This is a genomic window from Coprococcus sp. AM97-35 (assembly GCF_027697525.1).
GTDB classification, from domain to species: Bacteria; Bacillota; Clostridia; order Lachnospirales; family Lachnospiraceae; genus Allocoprococcus; species Allocoprococcus comes.
Window position 1 is genome coordinate 184,076 of sequence record NZ_JAQESL010000002.1, and the last position, 16,104, is coordinate 200,179.

Below are 16,104 nucleotides of genomic sequence, written 5' to 3' on the forward strand. Positions count from 1 at the left end.
ATAGATGAAATAAGAAAAGAGGACATCACTTTGAGAAAAAGTGAGATGTCCTCTTTTTAGGTGAAATTATTTATTCATCAATCCCGCTCCGGCTTTCCAGGCGGTAGCAACGCGCTTTCCGGTAGAATAGTATCCACTTTGGAACTGATCAAACATCAGAGCCTGCAGTTTTTTCGGATCTACCTTTCCATTTTCGGAGAGAACAGATTCCTCAGCTTTTACATTGACAATCTTGCCAACGATTCCTGAGATGTGCTCCGTATCGACGAATTCCAAAAGCTCACACTCCATTACAACAGGAAATTCTTCGATGATCGGAGCGTGTACCTTATCACTTTTTACAGCGTGATATCCGGTACGCTCAAATTTGTCATCGATTTTATTGCCGGAAGCGATTCCGAAGAAATCTGCCACGTCTACATGCGCTTCGTCAGCAAGTGCTACAGTGAATGCCTTGCTTTCCTTGATATTTAACCAGGTCTTTTTGCCTTCTCCGATGAAAAGGATGATCTTATCCATATCGCAGATCTGTCCCCAGGCAACATTCATTACGTTTACTTTTTCATTTGCGTCATATGCAGCTACCATCAGCACCGGCATAGGATAAACTGCAGGAACGACACCTAAATCTTTTTTCATTTTCATACCTCCGTACTATGATTCGATTGCTTTTTTAAGAGCTCCTATTTATAATTATATAAAGATGTGAAGAAATAACAAGTACCATCTTTTAGGTTAGGTACTTACCTGAAAGGAAGTGTAGATAAAGAATGAAAGAGTGTAAAATGAGAGATTATATTGAAAATGCAGATTTTGAAGAGACGGGGTTTAGTTATACCTTGTCTTTGATTTCTGGTAAATATAAGATGATCATTCTCTACTGTCTGATGGAATATCAGCCGGTCAGGTTTAACGAGCTGCAGCGTTATCTGGGGAAAATTTCGGATAAGACGTTAAGTCAGAATCTGAAGGAATTAGAGAAAGATGAATTGATCCACAGGGAAGCGTATCCGCAGATTCCGCCGAAGGTGGAGTATTCTCTGACAGAGCGTGGAAAATCTCTGATGGTGGTTTTGGACCAGCTTTGTATTTGGGGAACGGAGAATCGAAAATAAAATATTGCGGAGAAAATGAAAACTTGCGCTTTCTGATAAGTAGTCAATTTCTCCAATATGTGATAAAATACAACTAAATTACGACAAAATGGAGGAATATCATATGACATCAAAATCAAAGCAGGTGATCATGGCGGCGGTTGGAGCGTATCTGGTGTATACCGGTGTATCTCTGGTGCGTGAGACGATAGCCGGGGAACCGAAGAACCAGATTTTGTTTATTCTGGCGGGAGTATTTTTTGCAATATTCGGACTGGCTACGATTGTTCATAATATCAGAATTATCGTAAAGGCGACAAAGGCAGAGATCCAAGCTACGGAAGCAGAAACAGAGGAGAATTCCGATACGGATGCCGAGGAAAGCGAAGAAACAGAAAAGGAATCTGTGACAGGAAAAGGTGTTGTAGATGTTCAGGTGGGAGCAGGTACAAAGGAATCTGATAAGACAGAGAAAAAAGTAGAAGTTGATCTTGGAAAAGCACAGAGTTCAGAAGAAAAAAATGCAGAGTCTGAATCAGAACTATCATCAGATGAAAAACAGGAAGACAATGAGGATGAAGAAAAGTCTGGTGAAGAGAAGATATCAGAAGAAACTGATTCATCAGATGAAAAACAGGAGGAAAAAGAATAGAAAATGCGAGTTGGAATGGGATATGATGTTCATAAACTGACGGAAGGAAGAAAACTGATTCTTGGCGGAGTGGAGATACCATACGAAAAGGGGCTTCTTGGACATTCGGATGCAGACGTACTTCTGCATGCGATCATGGATGCCCTGCTTGGAGCGGCATCACTTGGAGATATCGGAAAGCACTTCCCGGATACAGATCCAGCATACAAAGGAATTTCCAGTATTAAGCTTCTGGAGCATGTAGGAAAGCTTCTGGATGATCATATGTATGTGATTGAAAATATTGATGCGACGATCATTGCGCAGAAACCGAAGATGCGCCCGCACATCGAGCAGATGGAAAAGAATATTGCAGAAGCACTGCATATTGAAAAGGATCAGGTAAATGTCAAGGCGACGACGGAAGAAGGTCTTGGATTTACCGGAAGTGGGGAAGGAATTTCTTCCCAGGCAATCTGTGCAATCGAAAAGCTGACTAATTTCAGCAGTGTAGACGTAGCAGTACCTGCAGGTGGCTGCGCAGGCTGTGGAGGTTGTGCAGCAAGACAGATGTAGATCAAGTCTGAATGGAAAGGTACGGCGAAAAAGTAAAATGAAGATACTGAAAAAACTGAAGCCGGAAGAGCGTGGGCTTACAAGAACACTGTGGGAACAAGTATTTACAGAAGATACAAAAGAATTTCTGGACTATTATTACACAGAAAAGACGAAGAATAACGAAATCTATGTGATCGAGACGGATCACGATATCCGGGCGATGATGCAGCTGAATCCTTATGTAATACAGATGGGGAAAAAGGCAATAGAGAGCAGATACATTGTTGCAGTTGCAACAGAGCCTCTTTACCGGCACAGAGGTTATATGGCGGAATTATTAAGCAAGACAGCAAGAGATCTGTATCAGCAAAAAATGCCATTCTTTTTCCTGATGCCCGCAAGTGAGAAAATTTATTATCCACATAATTACCGGTTTATCTATGCAGCCGATGTGTGGAGTGTAAAAGGAACAGACGGGGAAGAACTGACAATACAGAAGATCGTGGAATTACAGAACGATTCCGGCGTGACACTCAGAAAGGCAGAGGGAAAAGACTGTAAAAAGCTGGGGGATTTTGCGGAAGAAGTTCTGGAAAAACAGAAAATACAGGTATATACCAAACGGGATGCAGCTTATTATATGCGCCTTTTGAAGGAACAGGAAAGTGAAAAAGGCGGAATCCTGATCGCAGAGCAGGATGGAGAGATGCGAGGAATCCTTGTTTTTGATGAAGAAGATGGGCTTGCAGTAAGAGAGCCATTGATCCGAAAAGGATATGAAGATGTTTTTGATAAGGCAGGAGTCATCCTCAAAAAAGAAGAAAAGAAAAAACCGTTGATCATGGCACGGCTTTTGAATATAGAAAGTCTTCTGTCTTCGATGGTGTGCAGAGAAGAGATGGATCTGGAGTTTGTTCTGTATGATCCGGTTATCCGGGAGAATAACCGTCTGTTTATGCTAAAAGGCAATGAAGAACATCTTGTAGTTCGGACAAGGACAGCGCACACCGGCAAAGATGATGCTGTGCAGAAGATTAGTGTTGATGCGCTTACATCGATCGTATTTGGCTATAAAGAGCTGGAAAAGATTGAAGAGGAAGAAAAGGAGATTTTTTCAGCAGAATTCAAAGAAGAAATCAGTAAACTGATGCCGTTTTCTCCTGTTTTTATCAACGAGATTGTCTGATAAGCGGTTGACAAAAAAGAAAAAATCGCATACTATATGTACTAGATATGAATAAAACTGAAAAGACGGAGAACGAAAAGAGTAATTATCCTCAGAGTTCCATCAGAGAGGATCTGTCATCGGCTGAAAGCAGATCCAGGAGCAGGGATGATGAAGTGCATTCGGGAGTTGACCAGGCGAACGTGAAAGTGAAGATTTTACAAGTAGCCGGGTACGTGTGGCAGACGTTACAGGCCGTGAGAGAAAAGCAGGAGTGCTGCTTTTAATTTAGGGTGGAACCGCGGAAACTTCGTCTCTTTATGAGACGGAGTTTTTTATTTACGCGAGCAACGAGCCAAAGTCCGTGCTTGCACGAGACCTTGGCGACTGCCGCGATAACTTGAGAAACTCGCGGAGCGTGTTTCTCATAGTTTCACAGGAAATTCCAAATCAGAGGTGAATGAAATGGGAGTTATTTCCTATATCAAAGAAGAAATCAAAGTAGTAAAAGAACGAGATCCGGCAATCAAATCGGATATAGAAGTATTTCTGTATCCAAGCTTTAAGGTAATGCTTCATTACAGGATCGCACATAAGCTGTATCTGAAAAAACATTATTTTCTGGCACGGTGGGTGTCACAGCGTGGTGTCAGAAAGACAGGAATTGAGATCCATCCGGGAGCAACCATTGGAAAAGGGCTTTTTATCGACCATGGAAGTGGCGTTATTATCGGCGAGACTGCAATCCTGGGCGATAATATTACACTGTATCAGGGAGTAACCCTGGGTGGTACAGGAAAAGAGCAGGGTAAGCGCCATCCAACGCTGGAAGACAATGTTATGGTCAGTGCTGGTGCGAAGGTCATCGGTTCCTTTACAATTGGAAAGAATTCCAAGATCGGAGCAGGATCTGTTGTTATAGAGGAAGTACCTCCGAACTGTACCGTTGTTGGTGTCCCGGGAAGAATTGTCCGCATGGGTGACCAGAAAGTTCCGAGTGCTGACCTGGATCAGATCCATCTGCCAGATCCGGTATTGAATGATATCCGTCAGCTTCAGACTGACAATATCCGTCTGAAGAAAGAACTGAAAGCATTGAAAGAAAAACTCGCGAAAGAAAAAATAATCGAGGAAGCATAGAAAAAAGAAGGAGTAGCTTTATGAAAGTATTTAACACACTTACGAAAAAGAAAGAAGAATTCGTTTCTCTGGAAGAAGGAAAGGTAAGAATGTATGTCTGCGGACCGACCGTATACAATTACATCCATATCGGTAATGCAAGACCGATGATCGTATTTGATACCGTCCGCCGTTATTTTGAATACAAAGGATACGATGTCAATTATGTATCGAACTTCACAGATGTGGATGACAAGATCATCAAAAAGGCAATTGAAGAACAGGTATCCGCGCAGGAAATTTCACAGCGCTATATTGCAGAGTGCAAAAAAGATATGGCAGGAATGAATGTAAAGCCTGCAACCAAGCATCCGCTTGCAACAGAAGAAATCTGCGGCATGGTGGAGATGATTTCCGAGCTGATTGAAAAAGGTTATGCTTACGAGAAAAACGGAACCGTTTATTTCAGCACAAGAAAGTTTAAAGATTATGGAAAATTATCCCACAAGAATCTGGATGATCTCCGTTCCGGTGGACGTTCTCTTCTGGTAAGCGGTGAGGATGAAAAAGAAGATCCGCTGGATTTCGTACTCTGGAAGCCGAAAAAAGAAGGAGAACCTTTCTGGAAGTCACCTTGGTCAGATGGACGTCCGGGATGGCATATTGAGTGTTCTGTGATGTCGAGGAAATATCTTGGCGAACAGATTGATATCCATGCAGGTGGAGAAGATCTGATATTCCCACATCATGAAAATGAAATCGCACAGAGTGAAGCCGCTAACGGTAAAGAATTTGCAAGATACTGGATGCACAATGCATTCCTGAACATTGACAACCGCAAGATGTCAAAATCACTCGGAAACTTCCGTACGGTAAGAGAGATCAGCGAGCAGTATGACCTCCAGGTGCTTCGTTTCTTCATGCTGAGCGCACATTACAGAAGCCCGCTGAACTTCAGTGCAGAGCTGATGGAAGCATCCAAGAACGGTCTGGAGAGAATTCTCAATGCAACCGATAATCTGAAACATCTTATCGCTTCAGTGGCAGCAGAAGAGATGAGTGCCGAAGAAAAAGAAGCATTTTCAAAAACTGATGCATATGTAGAAGAATTTGAAAAAGCAATGGATGATGATTTCAATACAGCAGACGCAATCGCAGCAATCTTTGAACTTGTAAAATATGCAAATACCACTGCGACAGCAGAAAGCTCAAAGGAATATCTCCGGGGATTACTGGACAGAATCGTAAAACTCGGTGATGTCCTGGGACTGATCCTGGATAAGAAGGAAGAACTTCTGGATGCAGATATTGAGAAACTGATCGAAGAGCGTCAGGCAGCAAGAAAAGCAAAAGATTTTGCAAGAGCCGATGCGATCCGTGACGAGCTTCTGGAAAAGGGAATTATCCTGAAGGATACCAGAGAAGGAGTACAATGGAAAAAAGCGTAGAATTTGAAATTGCTGACTATATAAAAGAAGTGCTTGAGATGAAAGAGGTGGAGCCGGAAGGCTATTCACCTCTTACCCTGGCTTATATAGGGGACAGCATTTATGATCTGGTCATCAAGACAAAGGTGATCAGCGAAGGCAATAAACAGGTAAAAAAATTACATCAGGAGACAAGCAGTATGGTGCAGGCGTCTGCTCAGTCAGAGATGATGCGTGTCCTTCAGTCATTGCTTACTGAAGAAGAGCATGCTGTTTACAGAAGAGGCCGAAATGCTAAATCAGTATCGCCGGCAAAGAACCAGTCACTGACCGATTACCGACGTGCAACCGGATTTGAAGCGTTGATGGGATGGCTTTACCTGAAAAGAGAATGGAAAAGAATGGCAGATCTGATCAAGATCGGTCTGGATCACTTAAGCGAATGCGAAGAAGAAAAGAAGCAGGAGAAATAGAATGGAAGAAAAAAAGATGAACAGTCAGCAGATCGAGGGAAGAAATGCAGTAATGGAAGCATTTCGCTCCGGGAAACCGATTGACAAAGTATATATTCTTGACGGATGTCAGGACGGACCGATCAGAAGTATCGTAAGAGAAGCAAAAAAGCATGATACGATCCTGAATTTTGTAACCAAAGAACGTCTGAACCAGATTTCAGAGACCGGAAGACATCAGGGGGTCATTGCACAGGCAGCGGCTTACGAGTATGCGCAGGTGGAAGATATGCTGGAGCTTGCAAAACAGAAAGGGGAAGATCCTTTCCTGATCCTTCTGGACAATATTGAGGATCCACATAATCTCGGCGCGATCATCCGTACTGCCAATCTTGCAGGTGCGCATGGTGTGATCATTCCGAAGCACCGCGCAGCAGGTCTTACTGCAATCGTTGCAAAGACATCAGCAGGTGCGCTGAATTACACACCGGTAGCAAAAGTCACCAATCTGGTGAAAACCATGGAAGAACTGAAAGAAAAGGGACTCTGGTTCGTCTGTGCAGATATGGATGGGGATGTGATGTACCGCGTGAATCTGAAAGGACCGATTGGTCTGGTAATCGGAAACGAAGGCGAAGGTGTTGGACGTCTGGTAAAAGAAACCTGTGATATGACGGCAGCCATTCCGATGAAGGGAGATATTGACTCCCTGAATGCGTCTGTGGCAGCAGGTGTCCTTGCCTATGAGATCGTGCGTCAACGCATGAGTTAGGAAAATCGGAGAATGAAAATGGATCTGGGGAAAATGACGGATGAGCAGCTGATTGAACTGCTTCGGGAAGGTAAGACCGAGATCACGGATTATCTGATGGAAAAATACAAAGACATGGTACGCAAACAAGCGCGTGCCATGTATCTGTGGGGCGGAGAAAATGATGATCTGATCCAGGAGGGGATGATCGGTCTTTTTAAAGCGGTGCAGGATTATGAGCCGAAAGAAGGTGCAAGCTTTTCAAGTTTTGCCGGACTTTGTGTGTCACGCCAGATGTATACGGCGATTAAGGCTTCACAGCGGAAAAAACATCTGCCGCTCAATTCCTATGTGTCGATTTACGCATCTGCCAGTGACAATCCGGAGGAGAACGGGCTTTCCATAGTAGATACGATCGAAGCAGGGAAAGAGAGTAATCCGGAGCTGATGATTCTTGGAGAAGAGTATACGAATGCATTTGAAGAGGAACTGAAAGAAAAATTAAGTAAGCTGGAGCGAAAGGTGCTGTATCTTCATTTGCAGGGAATGGAATATCTGAAGATTGCAGAATTTATGGACAAAAGTCCGAAGACGATCGACAATGCCCTGCAGCGAATCAAAGCGAAAGCACGCCAGCTTCTGGAAGAAAAACGCCGGTCTGAAAAAAAGTAAAAATAAAAATTTAAAAATATTGACAAGCAAAGCAGTGATGTGCTATATTAAATGAGTCGCGAAAATGCGCAGGCTGCCTTGGCTCAGTCGGTAGAGCGTCGCCTTGGTAAGGCGGAGGTCGGCGGTTCGATTCCGCTAGGCAGCTTATATATTTAAGAAGCAGAGTTGTATTTCCGGTTGGAAGGTACAATGTCTGCTTTTTTTTCACTTGTCCGTGTGTAGAAAGTGTGATAAACTAAAGGACATGAATCAAAACTGTCCACAGGACAATGATTGAGATGCATGACAAGAAAAAGACTGCCATATAATGGCAGATTATGAAGTAATAGAGAGATGCGAGGAGGAACTTCAATGGCAGAAGAAGCTGTATCAAAGAATTTTATAGAACAGGAAATTGAAAAAGATCTTGCAGAAGGCGTATACGATCATGTATGTACCCGTTTCCCACCGGAACCGAACGGATATCTTCACATCGGACATGCAAAGTCCATCCTTTTAAACTACGGACTTGCACAGAAGTATAACGGAACTTTCCATATGCGTTTTGATGATACTAACCCGACAAAGGAAAAGACAGAGTTCGTTGAGTCTATCAAAGCGGATATCAAGTGGCTAGGTGCTGACTGGGGAGATCACCTTTACTTTGCATCTGATTATTTTGACCAGATGTATGAGTATGCGATCAAACTGATCAAGAAAGGAAAAGCTTATGTCTGTGACCTGACAGCGGATCAGATCCGAGAGTACAGAGGAACTCTGACAGAGCCGGGAAAGGACAGCCCGTACCGTGACAGAAGTGTGGAAGAGAACCTGGAGCTTTTTGAAAATATGCGTGCAGGCAAGTATGCAGACGGAGAGAAGGTTCTCCGTGCGAAGATTGATATGGCATCACCGAATATCAATATGAGAGACCCGATCCTCTACCGTGTAGCACGTATGACACATCACAATACGGGTGATAAGTGGTGCATCTACCCGATGTACGATTTTGCACATCCGATCGAGGATGCGATCGAAGGAATCACTCATTCTATCTGTACACTGGAATTTGAAGATCACAGACCGCTTTATGACTGGGTAGTAAGAGAATGTGAATTTGCAAATCCACCGCGTCAGATCGAATTTGCAAAATTATATCTGACGAACGTAGTTACAGGAAAGCGTTATATCAAGAAACTTGTAGAAGATAAGATTGTGGACGGCTGGGATGATCCGAGACTGGTTTCTATCGCAGCACTTCGTCGCCGTGGATTCACACCGGAATCTATCAAGATGTTCGTTGACCTGTGCGGAGTTTCCAAAGCGCAGAGTTCTGTAGATTATGCAATGCTCGAATACTGTATCCGTGAGGATCTGAAGCTTAAGAGAGCACGTATGATGGCAGTTCTTGATCCAATCAAGCTTGTGATCGACAATTATCCAGAAGGACAGATTGAATATCTGGATGCACCGAATAATCTTGAGAATGAAGAACTTGGAAGCCGTCAGCTTCCATTTGGAAGAGAGCTTTATATTGAGAGAGAAGACTTTATGGAAGAGCCTCCGAAGAAATATTTCCGTCTGTTCCCAGGCAACGAAGTACGTCTGATGAATGCTTACTTTGTAACCTGTACAGGATTTGAAAAGGATGAAGACGGTAATGTAACTGTTGTACATTGTACTTATGATCCAGAGACAAAGAGTGGTTCCGGATTCACAGGAAGAAAAGTAAAAGGAACGATCCACTGGGTAGAGGCAAGTACAGCACTTCCGGCAACCGTAAGACTGTATGAGAACCTGATCGACGAAGAAAAGGGTGTCTACAATAAAGAAGACGGTTCCCTGAACCTGAATCCGAATTCTCTTACAGAGAAAGAAATCTTTGTAGAATCAAACTTTGCAGATGCAAAAGCATATGAAAGCTTCCAGTTTGTACGTCAGGGATATTTTTGCGTGGATTCTCATGATTCGTCTAAAGAACATCTGGTATTTAACAGAATCGTTTCACTGAAGAGTTCATTCAAGCTGCCAAAATAAAGAAAGCAGTCTTGCTTAGAATTTAATTGCAAATAATGTGTTAGTCGACAGTTTTTGAAAAGAAATGGCAATGAAAAACCCGGTAAGAATGAAAAATTCTTCCGGGTTTTGGTTTTATGCAGAAAATGATAAGCTGTAAGAAAAGTTCTTTCTTAAACTTCTTCTGAAGCCGGATCGGATTCTTCGGAATCAGTTTCCGGTGTCTGGGAAGCGGCTTCTGCATCGTCAGTTTTTTCTTCAGACTCTTCAGAGGTTTCTTCCTTTGCAGAAGATGGAGTAAGAGTTGTGTAACCACGCTCAGGCACTTCGCCAAGATCATCATCCAGTTCAAAATCATCCTCTTCAAAAGAGTCATCGAACTCGTCTTCCGGTTCTTCATTATGTCGGTTCTTTAACCAGTAATATGCACCGGCACCAGCTGCGCCTGCGGCAGTCAGTCCGAGCAGGATTTTACCAAAATTTTTAGCCATGTTGCTGCTCCTTTCTTGATCTCGTCCTGTCAGATATGGCAGATGAGATAGTTCGTCATGAAATATAGTATACATGAATAATTTTATTGTAATACTTTTATTTGAAAAGGGAAAGTAAAATATTTATAAAAGAACCAGAAAAACAACAAAAATAAGGAAGTGTTGTACGATTATAAGCAGCTGGAATGTTGTGAAAGAATAAAAATTGTGTTACGATATAAAATAGTATCTAAAGAGAGGAAGACCGCGCATGAGAGAAATTACAAAATACCATGACACCAGTAAGACAGTCAAAGAACGTGCCAAGAACAAATTATTTGGTGCAGTGTACAGCCATACTGCAATTATTCTTTTACTGATCCTTCTTCAGATTGGTATTATGGTTCTCACTTTTACATATCTGGGAAATTACAGTACCTATATGAACGGAGTGATATCGCTTCTTTCTTTTATCACAGCGATTTATATTTTCAATGAAAAAGGGAATCCGGCGTTTAAGATGACGTGGATCCTGTTTGTGTTCCTTGTCCCGGTGGTCGGAGTTGGATTTTATCTGTTTACAAAAGCAGGGATCGGAACCAAATATCTGGGTGCCAGACTGGAGAAGCTTCGAGTGGAGACTGAACCTTATATGCAGCAGAATGAATATGTCGTCCATGCGATGAAAGGTGGAAGGGTTGCAAACGCCAATCTGTCACATTTCCTTTATAACCAGGTGGGATTTCCGACTTATGGGAACTCACAGGCACAGTATTTTCCACTGGGAGATGACAAATTTCCGGTTCTGATCGAAGAACTGAATAAGGCAGAAAAATTTATTTTCATGGAATATTTTATTATCGGAGAAGGATATGTGTGGGACACTGTTCTGGAGGTTCTGCGTAAAAAGGTGAAAGAGGGCGTGGAAGTACGCCTGATGTATGACGGAACCTGCAGTATCAGCCTTTTGCCGTATGAGTATCCGAAGCAGCTCCGGGAATATGGAATCCAGTGCAAGGAATTTGGACCGATCGTACCCATCCTTTCTACCAGCCAGAATAATCGGGATCACCGGAAAATCTGTGTGATTGACGGAAAGGTTGCATTTACCGGAGGTGTCAATCTGGCAGATGAATATATCAACAAGAAAGTCCGGTTCGGACACTGGAAAGATACAGCGATCAAAATCGAAGGTGATGCCGTGCAGAGTTTTACCATGATGTTCCTGCAGATGTGGAATATTACGGAGAGACAGCCGGAGGATTATGCAAAGTATCTGACAGAAAAGCAGCCGGGATTCAGCCGCAAAGATGGTTATATCATCCCATACGGAGACAGTCCGTTCGATCATGAAAATGTAGGAGAAGAAGTGTATTTCCACATTCTGAATCATGCGAAGAAGTATGTGCATATTATGACACCGTATCTGATCCTGGACAATGAGATGATTGATGCGCTGACAAGAGCTGCAAAAGGTGGAATAGAAGTGCAGATTATTATGCCACATATTCCAGATAAGCCGTATGCATTTTATCTTGCGAAGACTTATTATGAGGAACTGATCGCAGGTGGGGTAGAGATCTATGAATATACGCCTGGATTTGTTCATGCAAAAGTATTTACTTCAGACGATGATACGGCGACAGTAGGCAGTATCAATCTGGATTACCGCAGTCTTTATCTGCATTTTGAATGCGGTGTTTTCATTTACCGCAATCCGGTTGTGCGTGATATTGAAAAGGACTTCCAGGATACACTGGCAAAATGTCAGAAGGTGACGATGACGGAGGTCAGAAACCGGAGTACTTTTGTGAAAATATACGGTCAGGTTTTAAGACTTGTGGCACCGCTGATGTAGCAAGACTGTTACGGAGCATAAAATCAAGAAAAATACGGAATTTTCGGGAAGTAGCTGAAAATAAGAGTGTACTTTTTATTTGAAATGTAGTATAATTCAATCGGTGTCTTTATAAGGGACATTGATTATATTTATAAGTAGGAGTTATCCCGATGAAAAGAGGGATGACACTGTGGAGATATTTCACAGATAGCCAAGAACACGCAGGAGGATTTATTATGGTTAAAGCAGTAGTAGGTGCGAACTGGGGAGACGAAGGAAAAGGTAAGATCACAGATATGCTTGCCGAAAAAGCAGATATTATCATTCGTTTCCAGGGTGGAGCAAATGCCGGACATACAATTATCAATGATTACGGCAAATTCGCTCTTCATACATTACCGTCAGGAGTTTTCTACGGACATACAACCAGTATCATCGGCAATGGTGTCGCTGTAGATATCCCGGTTCTTTTCAAGGAAATCCAGTCAATCATTGACAGAGATGTTCCGATGCCGAAGATTCTGGTGTCAGACCGTGCACAGATGGTGATGTCTTATCACAAGAATTTTGATGCATATGAGGAAGAGAGACTGGGCGGAAAGTCGTTCGGATCTACAAAGTCTGGTATTGCACCGTTTTATTCAGACAAGTATGCAAAGATTGGTTTCCAGATCAGTGAGCTTTTCGAGGATGAAGCTGAACTTAGAGAAAAGGTAAACCGCATAGCAGAACAGAAGAACGTCATGTTGGAACATCTGTATCACAAACCGTTAATCAATCCTGATGATTTATATAAGGAACTGATGGAATACAAAGAAATGGTAGCACCGTATGTATGTAACGTTTCTCTGTATCTTAACGAAGCACTCAAGGAAGGTAAAGAAATTCTTCTTGAAGGACAGCTTGGAACATTAAAGGATCCGGATCATGGAATTTACCCAATGGTAACTTCTTCTTCTACACTGGCAGCTTACGGTGCAATCGGTGCCGGAATCCCGCCGTATGAGATTAAACAGATCGTTACAGTATGTAAAGCCTACTCAAGTGCAGTAGGAGCAGGTGCCTTTGTAAGTGAGATCTTTGGCGAAGAAGCAGATGAACTTAGAAGACGTGGTGGAGACGGCGGAGAATTCGGCGCAACAACAGGTCGTCCGAGACGTATGGGATGGTTTGACTGTGTAGCATCCAAATATGGATGCCGTATGCAGGGAACTACAGATGTAGCATTTACTGTTGTCGACGTACTTGGATACCTGGATGAAATTCCGGTATGTGTAGGATACGAGATTGACGGAGAAGTTACAACAGAATTCCCGACAACACATCTTCTTGAGAAAGCAAAACCAGTACTCAAGACACTTCCGGGATGGAAATGCGACATCAGAGGAATCAAGAAATACGAAGATCTTCCGGAGAACTGCAGAAACTACATCGAATTTATCGAGAAAGAGATCGGATATCCGATCACAATGGTTTCTAATGGACCGGGAAGACATGATATCATCTTCAGAAATAAATAGGAATGTAAAAATAGGGCAGGACTTTTTTAGTCCTGCCTCATTTTTTTATGGCGAATTATCAAATTGTGATAATGGTTGGTTATGTATTACAGTAAGTACACTCCGCGGGATGCGGCTTCTTCGAGGACGTCGTCCGGCCAGATGGAGGACTGGACTTCTCCGATGTGGGCTTTGCGGAGATAGAACATACAGATTCGGGACTGTCCGATTCCGCCTCCGACTGTGTACGGAAGTTTTCCGTTCAGTAATGCTTTCTGGAAATCCATCTCGGCGCGTTCTTCGCAGCCGGCTTCCTTTAACTGACGGCGGAGTGCATCTTCATCGACACGGATACCCATGGAAGAAAGCTCCAGTGCGATATCGAGTACCGGATAGTAGACGATGATATCACCGTTCAGTTCCCAGTCATCGTAGTCCGGTGCACGTCCGTCATGACGCTGTCCGGAGGCAAGGGTCTTACCGATCTGTTTGATGAATACGGCACCTTTGGCTTTGGCAAAGTGGTATTCACGTTCCTTTGGTGTCTTGTCAGGATACATGGTTTCCAGTTCCTGGGATGTGATGAAGCTGATTTCATCCGGAAGGAATTCTTCAATATAATTGTAACGGCGTGCCATGTAGGCTTCGGTTTCTTTGAGTGCACTGTATACTTTTCCTACGGTGTATTCCAGTGTCTCCATGTTGCGTTCTTCTTTGGAAATTACTTTTTCCCAGTCCCACTGGTCAACATAGATGGAATGGATGTTGTCAGTATCTTCATCTCGGCGGATAGCGCTCATATCAGTATAAAGTCCTTCTCCTGAATGAAAGCCGTAGCGCTTTAAGGCGTAACGTTTCCATTTTGCAAGAGAGTGGACGATCTCAACTTCGCGGTCTTCCTGTTCTTTGATGCCAAATGCAACCGGGCGTTCTACTCCGTTCAGGTTATCGTTCAGTCCGGATTCCGGGCGGACGAAAAGAGGAGCGGATACACGCGTCAGATGCAGAGATTTGGCAAGTGCGCGTTCAAAGTGGTCTTTTACTTCTTTGATAGCCACTTCAGTCTCGCGGATCGTAAGTGGAGAATGGTAATTCTCCGGTATCTGCAAATTGTTCATGATGTTCTTCCTTTCTTACTACTCACTATGTCTAGTTTAGTGAATTGACGTGGTGTTGTCAATCATATTTTCTTAAGAAACAACTTATGATTTTTTTAGAGAATCTCCATAGTAAGGTCACAGAACACGGCTATACTCTTAAAATAAAAAAAAAAGTCATAAATCAGAAAATAAGAACATATATTAAAGATGTCGGGGAAATGCCGGATGAGGCTTATACCAGAAGGCAGACAGACGAAAAAACTGTAGACAGGAGGTAACAAGATATGCAGAAAGAGAAGAATATCAGCACACAGGAAGTCATTTCCATGGAAGAATATCTAAATAAGAGACAGAAGATCAGAGAACAGGAGAAAAAACGATTCGGTGGCAGATTCGGCGAAGAAAAAAGCCCTGCCTGGATGATGGCAGAGCTTTATGTATGAGATGTTAATATTCACTGTGAAAGTCGTCATCATTCCTGTGGATCAGACGATAAACCAGGATATAGGCGTAACTCATAACCGGCACAAGAATCGTGCAGGCAACAGATGCTTTCAGAAGTCCTAATGATCTGGATTTGTCGATAAATGCAAATACCAGAGTGCTGACGTACATCAGGAACAGAAGAATTGCACAGATAAGAGCTGCAAAACGCTTGAATTTTTTCATAACAACCACCTTCGTACTATACTTTATCTCTATTATATAGATAAAAAACAATTTCTACAAGAAAATGTTTTGCAAACAGTCGAAAAATGCTGTATGATATATGGAGTGATAAAGAATAAAAAGGAGAATTTACAGTATGAGTACATTATTAGAACAGTGGAGAGATACCGCTTACTCGAAAGAGATGGATAAAGCTTCTCTGCAGAAGTTCTGGGGAACCTATTTCCAGACTGAAAAAGAGATCTATGAAAAGCTGCTTGAGAATCCAGACGCAGAAGTAAAAGGAACTGTAAAGGAACTTGCTGAAAAATATGGCATTAATGTATTTACAATGACAGGATTCCTTGATGGAATCAACGACAGCCTGAAAGTGGCTAATCCAATTGAGACAATGGATGAGGACACTGAGGTAAGTCTTGCTTTTGATAAAGAACTGCTTTACAAGAATATGGTAGATGCAAAAGCTGACTGGCTGTATGAACTGCCACAGTGGGATAAGATCTTTACAGAAGAAAAGAAAAAAGTCCTTTACAAAGAACAGAAAAACGCACGTACAATCCACGTGGAAAAGAAAGTTTATCCAAACGATCCATGTCCGTGCGGAAGTGGTAAAAAATATAAAAAATGCTGTGGTAAGAACAAATAGGTTCTGATAGAAATTT

Annotated in this window: 18 protein-coding genes, 1 tRNA gene and 1 other annotated feature; of the genes, 15 read left to right on the forward strand and 4 right to left on the reverse strand. The window is 42.6% G+C overall.

The features are described from left to right. Positions 1 to 66: 66 nt before the first annotated feature. Positions 67 to 639 (reverse strand): flavin reductase family protein, encoded by a 573-nt coding sequence (locus tag PG840_RS02615; protein ID WP_118217288.1) that lies wholly within the window; start codon positions 637 to 639, stop codon positions 67 to 69. Positions 640 to 770: 131 nt separating this feature from the next. Here PG840_RS02615 and PG840_RS02620 point away from each other — a divergent pair, with 131 nt between their 5' ends. From PG840_RS02620 to PG840_RS02670, 11 genes are all read left to right on the forward strand, one after another. Next, complete coding sequence (locus PG840_RS02620; RefSeq protein ID WP_270203336.1) at positions 771 to 1,115, forward strand: winged helix-turn-helix transcriptional regulator; 345 nt, start codon at positions 771 to 773, stop codon at positions 1,113 to 1,115. A gap of 103 nt (positions 1,116 to 1,218) precedes the next feature. Beyond that, the gene (locus PG840_RS02625; RefSeq protein ID WP_117823951.1) at positions 1,219 to 1,746 is read left to right on the forward strand and encodes a hypothetical protein; all 528 of its coding nucleotides are present in this window, start codon (positions 1,219 to 1,221) and stop codon (positions 1,744 to 1,746) included. A gap of 3 nt (positions 1,747 to 1,749) precedes the next feature. Beyond that, positions 1,750 to 2,301, forward strand: a complete 552-nt coding sequence (gene ispF, locus PG840_RS02630) for a 2-C-methyl-D-erythritol 2,4-cyclodiphosphate synthase (protein ID WP_117556289.1) — start codon at positions 1,750 to 1,752, stop codon at positions 2,299 to 2,301. Between the two features lie 37 nt (positions 2,302 to 2,338). Then, positions 2,339 to 3,469 carry a GNAT family N-acetyltransferase gene (locus tag PG840_RS02635; RefSeq protein ID WP_173824605.1) on the forward strand — a complete coding sequence of 377 codons (1,131 nt, stop codon included), beginning with the start codon at positions 2,339 to 2,341 and terminating at the stop codon, positions 3,467 to 3,469. 59 nt (positions 3,470 to 3,528) lie between these two features. Beyond that, positions 3,529 to 3,769: a binding site (T-box leader), on the forward strand. A gap of 144 nt (positions 3,770 to 3,913) precedes the next feature. Then, a complete protein-coding gene (epsC, locus tag PG840_RS02640) occupies positions 3,914 to 4,588 on the forward strand; it encodes a serine O-acetyltransferase EpsC (RefSeq protein WP_117556283.1) in 675 nt (224 codons plus the stop codon). A 20-nt stretch (positions 4,589 to 4,608) separates the two neighbouring features. Beyond that, entirely contained in the window at positions 4,609 to 6,015 is a 1,407-nt protein-coding gene (cysS, locus tag PG840_RS02645; protein ID WP_270205200.1) for a cysteine--tRNA ligase, read from the forward strand. After that, a complete protein-coding gene (locus PG840_RS02650) occupies positions 6,000 to 6,467 on the forward strand; it encodes a Mini-ribonuclease 3 (protein WP_270205201.1) in 468 nt (155 codons plus the stop codon). The genes cysS and PG840_RS02650 overlap by 16 nt, the downstream gene beginning before the upstream one ends. A gap of 1 nt (position 6,468) precedes the next feature. Further along, positions 6,469 to 7,218 carry a 23S rRNA (guanosine(2251)-2'-O)-methyltransferase RlmB gene (gene rlmB, locus PG840_RS02655; RefSeq protein ID WP_117556277.1) on the forward strand — a complete coding sequence of 250 codons (750 nt, stop codon included), beginning with the start codon at positions 6,469 to 6,471 and terminating at the stop codon, positions 7,216 to 7,218. A gap of 12 nt (positions 7,219 to 7,230) precedes the next feature. Continuing rightward, positions 7,231 to 7,869 carry a sigma-70 family RNA polymerase sigma factor gene (locus tag PG840_RS02660; RefSeq protein WP_117556275.1) on the forward strand — a complete coding sequence of 213 codons (639 nt, stop codon included), beginning with the start codon at positions 7,231 to 7,233 and terminating at the stop codon, positions 7,867 to 7,869. 72 nt (positions 7,870 to 7,941) lie between these two features. Next, positions 7,942 to 8,014 (forward strand) — tRNA-Thr (locus PG840_RS02665). 206 nt (positions 8,015 to 8,220) lie between these two features. Further along, positions 8,221 to 9,885 (forward strand): glutamine--tRNA ligase/YqeY domain fusion protein, encoded by a 1,665-nt coding sequence (locus tag PG840_RS02670; RefSeq protein WP_008374772.1) that lies wholly within the window; start codon positions 8,221 to 8,223, stop codon positions 9,883 to 9,885. Positions 9,886 to 10,037: 152 nt separating this feature from the next. Here PG840_RS02670 and PG840_RS02675 read toward each other — a convergent pair whose 3' ends face one another. Beyond that, positions 10,038 to 10,355 carry a hypothetical protein gene (locus PG840_RS02675; RefSeq protein ID WP_270205202.1) on the reverse strand — a complete coding sequence of 106 codons (318 nt, stop codon included), beginning with the start codon at positions 10,353 to 10,355 and terminating at the stop codon, positions 10,038 to 10,040. Positions 10,356 to 10,605: 250 nt separating this feature from the next. Between PG840_RS02675 and cls the strand changes: the two genes are divergently transcribed. Continuing rightward, complete coding sequence (cls, locus tag PG840_RS02680; RefSeq protein WP_270205203.1) at positions 10,606 to 12,192, forward strand: cardiolipin synthase; 1,587 nt, start codon at positions 10,606 to 10,608, stop codon at positions 12,190 to 12,192. 218 nt (positions 12,193 to 12,410) lie between these two features. Then, positions 12,411 to 13,694, forward strand: a complete 1,284-nt coding sequence (locus tag PG840_RS02685; protein ID WP_117823944.1) for an adenylosuccinate synthase — start codon at positions 12,411 to 12,413, stop codon at positions 13,692 to 13,694. An 86-nt stretch (positions 13,695 to 13,780) separates the two neighbouring features. Here the strand turns inward: PG840_RS02685 and asnA are convergent, their stop codons facing one another. Continuing rightward, positions 13,781 to 14,791 carry an aspartate--ammonia ligase gene (gene asnA, locus PG840_RS02690; RefSeq protein WP_008374783.1) on the reverse strand — a complete coding sequence of 337 codons (1,011 nt, stop codon included), beginning with the start codon at positions 14,789 to 14,791 and terminating at the stop codon, positions 13,781 to 13,783. A gap of 266 nt (positions 14,792 to 15,057) precedes the next feature. Between asnA and PG840_RS02695 the strand changes: the two genes are divergently transcribed. Continuing rightward, positions 15,058 to 15,216 (forward strand): hypothetical protein, encoded by a 159-nt coding sequence (locus tag PG840_RS02695; protein WP_008374787.1) that lies wholly within the window; start codon positions 15,058 to 15,060, stop codon positions 15,214 to 15,216. Between the two features lie 4 nt (positions 15,217 to 15,220). Here the strand turns inward: PG840_RS02695 and PG840_RS02700 are convergent, their stop codons facing one another. Next, the gene (locus PG840_RS02700) at positions 15,221 to 15,442 is read right to left on the reverse strand and encodes a hypothetical protein (RefSeq protein WP_022220548.1); all 222 of its coding nucleotides are present in this window, start codon (positions 15,440 to 15,442) and stop codon (positions 15,221 to 15,223) included. A gap of 136 nt (positions 15,443 to 15,578) precedes the next feature. Between PG840_RS02700 and PG840_RS02705 the strand changes: the two genes are divergently transcribed. Next, positions 15,579 to 16,088 carry an SEC-C metal-binding domain-containing protein gene (locus tag PG840_RS02705; protein ID WP_270205204.1) on the forward strand — a complete coding sequence of 170 codons (510 nt, stop codon included), beginning with the start codon at positions 15,579 to 15,581 and terminating at the stop codon, positions 16,086 to 16,088. The last annotated feature ends 16 nt before the right edge of the window (positions 16,089 to 16,104 follow it).

What these genes read in the sequence shown, in the direction of transcription:
- PG840_RS02670 (WP_008374772.1), top strand. Translation starts at nt 8,221, where the DNA reads ATGGCAGAAGAAGCTGTATCAAAGAATTTTATAGAACAGGAAATTGAA.
- PG840_RS02675 (WP_270205202.1), bottom strand. Translation starts at nt 10,355, where the DNA reads ATGGCTAAAAATTTTGGTAAAATCCTGCTCGGACTGACTGCCGCAGGC.
- PG840_RS02660 (WP_117556275.1), top strand. Translation starts at nt 7,231, where the DNA reads ATGAAAATGGATCTGGGGAAAATGACGGATGAGCAGCTGATTGAACTG.
- ispF (WP_117556289.1), top strand. Translation starts at nt 1,750, where the DNA reads ATGCGAGTTGGAATGGGATATGATGTTCATAAACTGACGGAAGGAAGA.
- PG840_RS02635 (WP_173824605.1), top strand. Translation starts at nt 2,339, where the DNA reads ATGAAGATACTGAAAAAACTGAAGCCGGAAGAGCGTGGGCTTACAAGA.
- PG840_RS02650 (WP_270205201.1), top strand. Translation starts at nt 6,000, where the DNA reads ATGGAAAAAAGCGTAGAATTTGAAATTGCTGACTATATAAAAGAAGTG.
- PG840_RS02700 (WP_022220548.1), bottom strand. Translation starts at nt 15,442, where the DNA reads ATGAAAAAATTCAAGCGTTTTGCAGCTCTTATCTGTGCAATTCTTCTG.
- asnA (WP_008374783.1), bottom strand. Translation starts at nt 14,791, where the DNA reads ATGAACAATTTGCAGATACCGGAGAATTACCATTCTCCACTTACGATC.
- cysS (WP_270205200.1), top strand. Translation starts at nt 4,609, where the DNA reads ATGAAAGTATTTAACACACTTACGAAAAAGAAAGAAGAATTCGTTTCT.
- PG840_RS02625 (WP_117823951.1), top strand. Translation starts at nt 1,219, where the DNA reads ATGACATCAAAATCAAAGCAGGTGATCATGGCGGCGGTTGGAGCGTAT.
- PG840_RS02615 (WP_118217288.1), bottom strand. Translation starts at nt 639, where the DNA reads ATGAAAAAAGATTTAGGTGTCGTTCCTGCAGTTTATCCTATGCCGGTG.
- PG840_RS02695 (WP_008374787.1), top strand. Translation starts at nt 15,058, where the DNA reads ATGCAGAAAGAGAAGAATATCAGCACACAGGAAGTCATTTCCATGGAA.
- rlmB (WP_117556277.1), top strand. Translation starts at nt 6,469, where the DNA reads ATGGAAGAAAAAAAGATGAACAGTCAGCAGATCGAGGGAAGAAATGCA.
- cls (WP_270205203.1), top strand. Translation starts at nt 10,606, where the DNA reads ATGAGAGAAATTACAAAATACCATGACACCAGTAAGACAGTCAAAGAA.
- PG840_RS02705 (WP_270205204.1), top strand. Translation starts at nt 15,579, where the DNA reads ATGAGTACATTATTAGAACAGTGGAGAGATACCGCTTACTCGAAAGAG.
- PG840_RS02620 (WP_270203336.1), top strand. Translation starts at nt 771, where the DNA reads ATGAAAGAGTGTAAAATGAGAGATTATATTGAAAATGCAGATTTTGAA.
- PG840_RS02685 (WP_117823944.1), top strand. Translation starts at nt 12,411, where the DNA reads ATGGTTAAAGCAGTAGTAGGTGCGAACTGGGGAGACGAAGGAAAAGGT.
- epsC (WP_117556283.1), top strand. Translation starts at nt 3,914, where the DNA reads ATGGGAGTTATTTCCTATATCAAAGAAGAAATCAAAGTAGTAAAAGAA.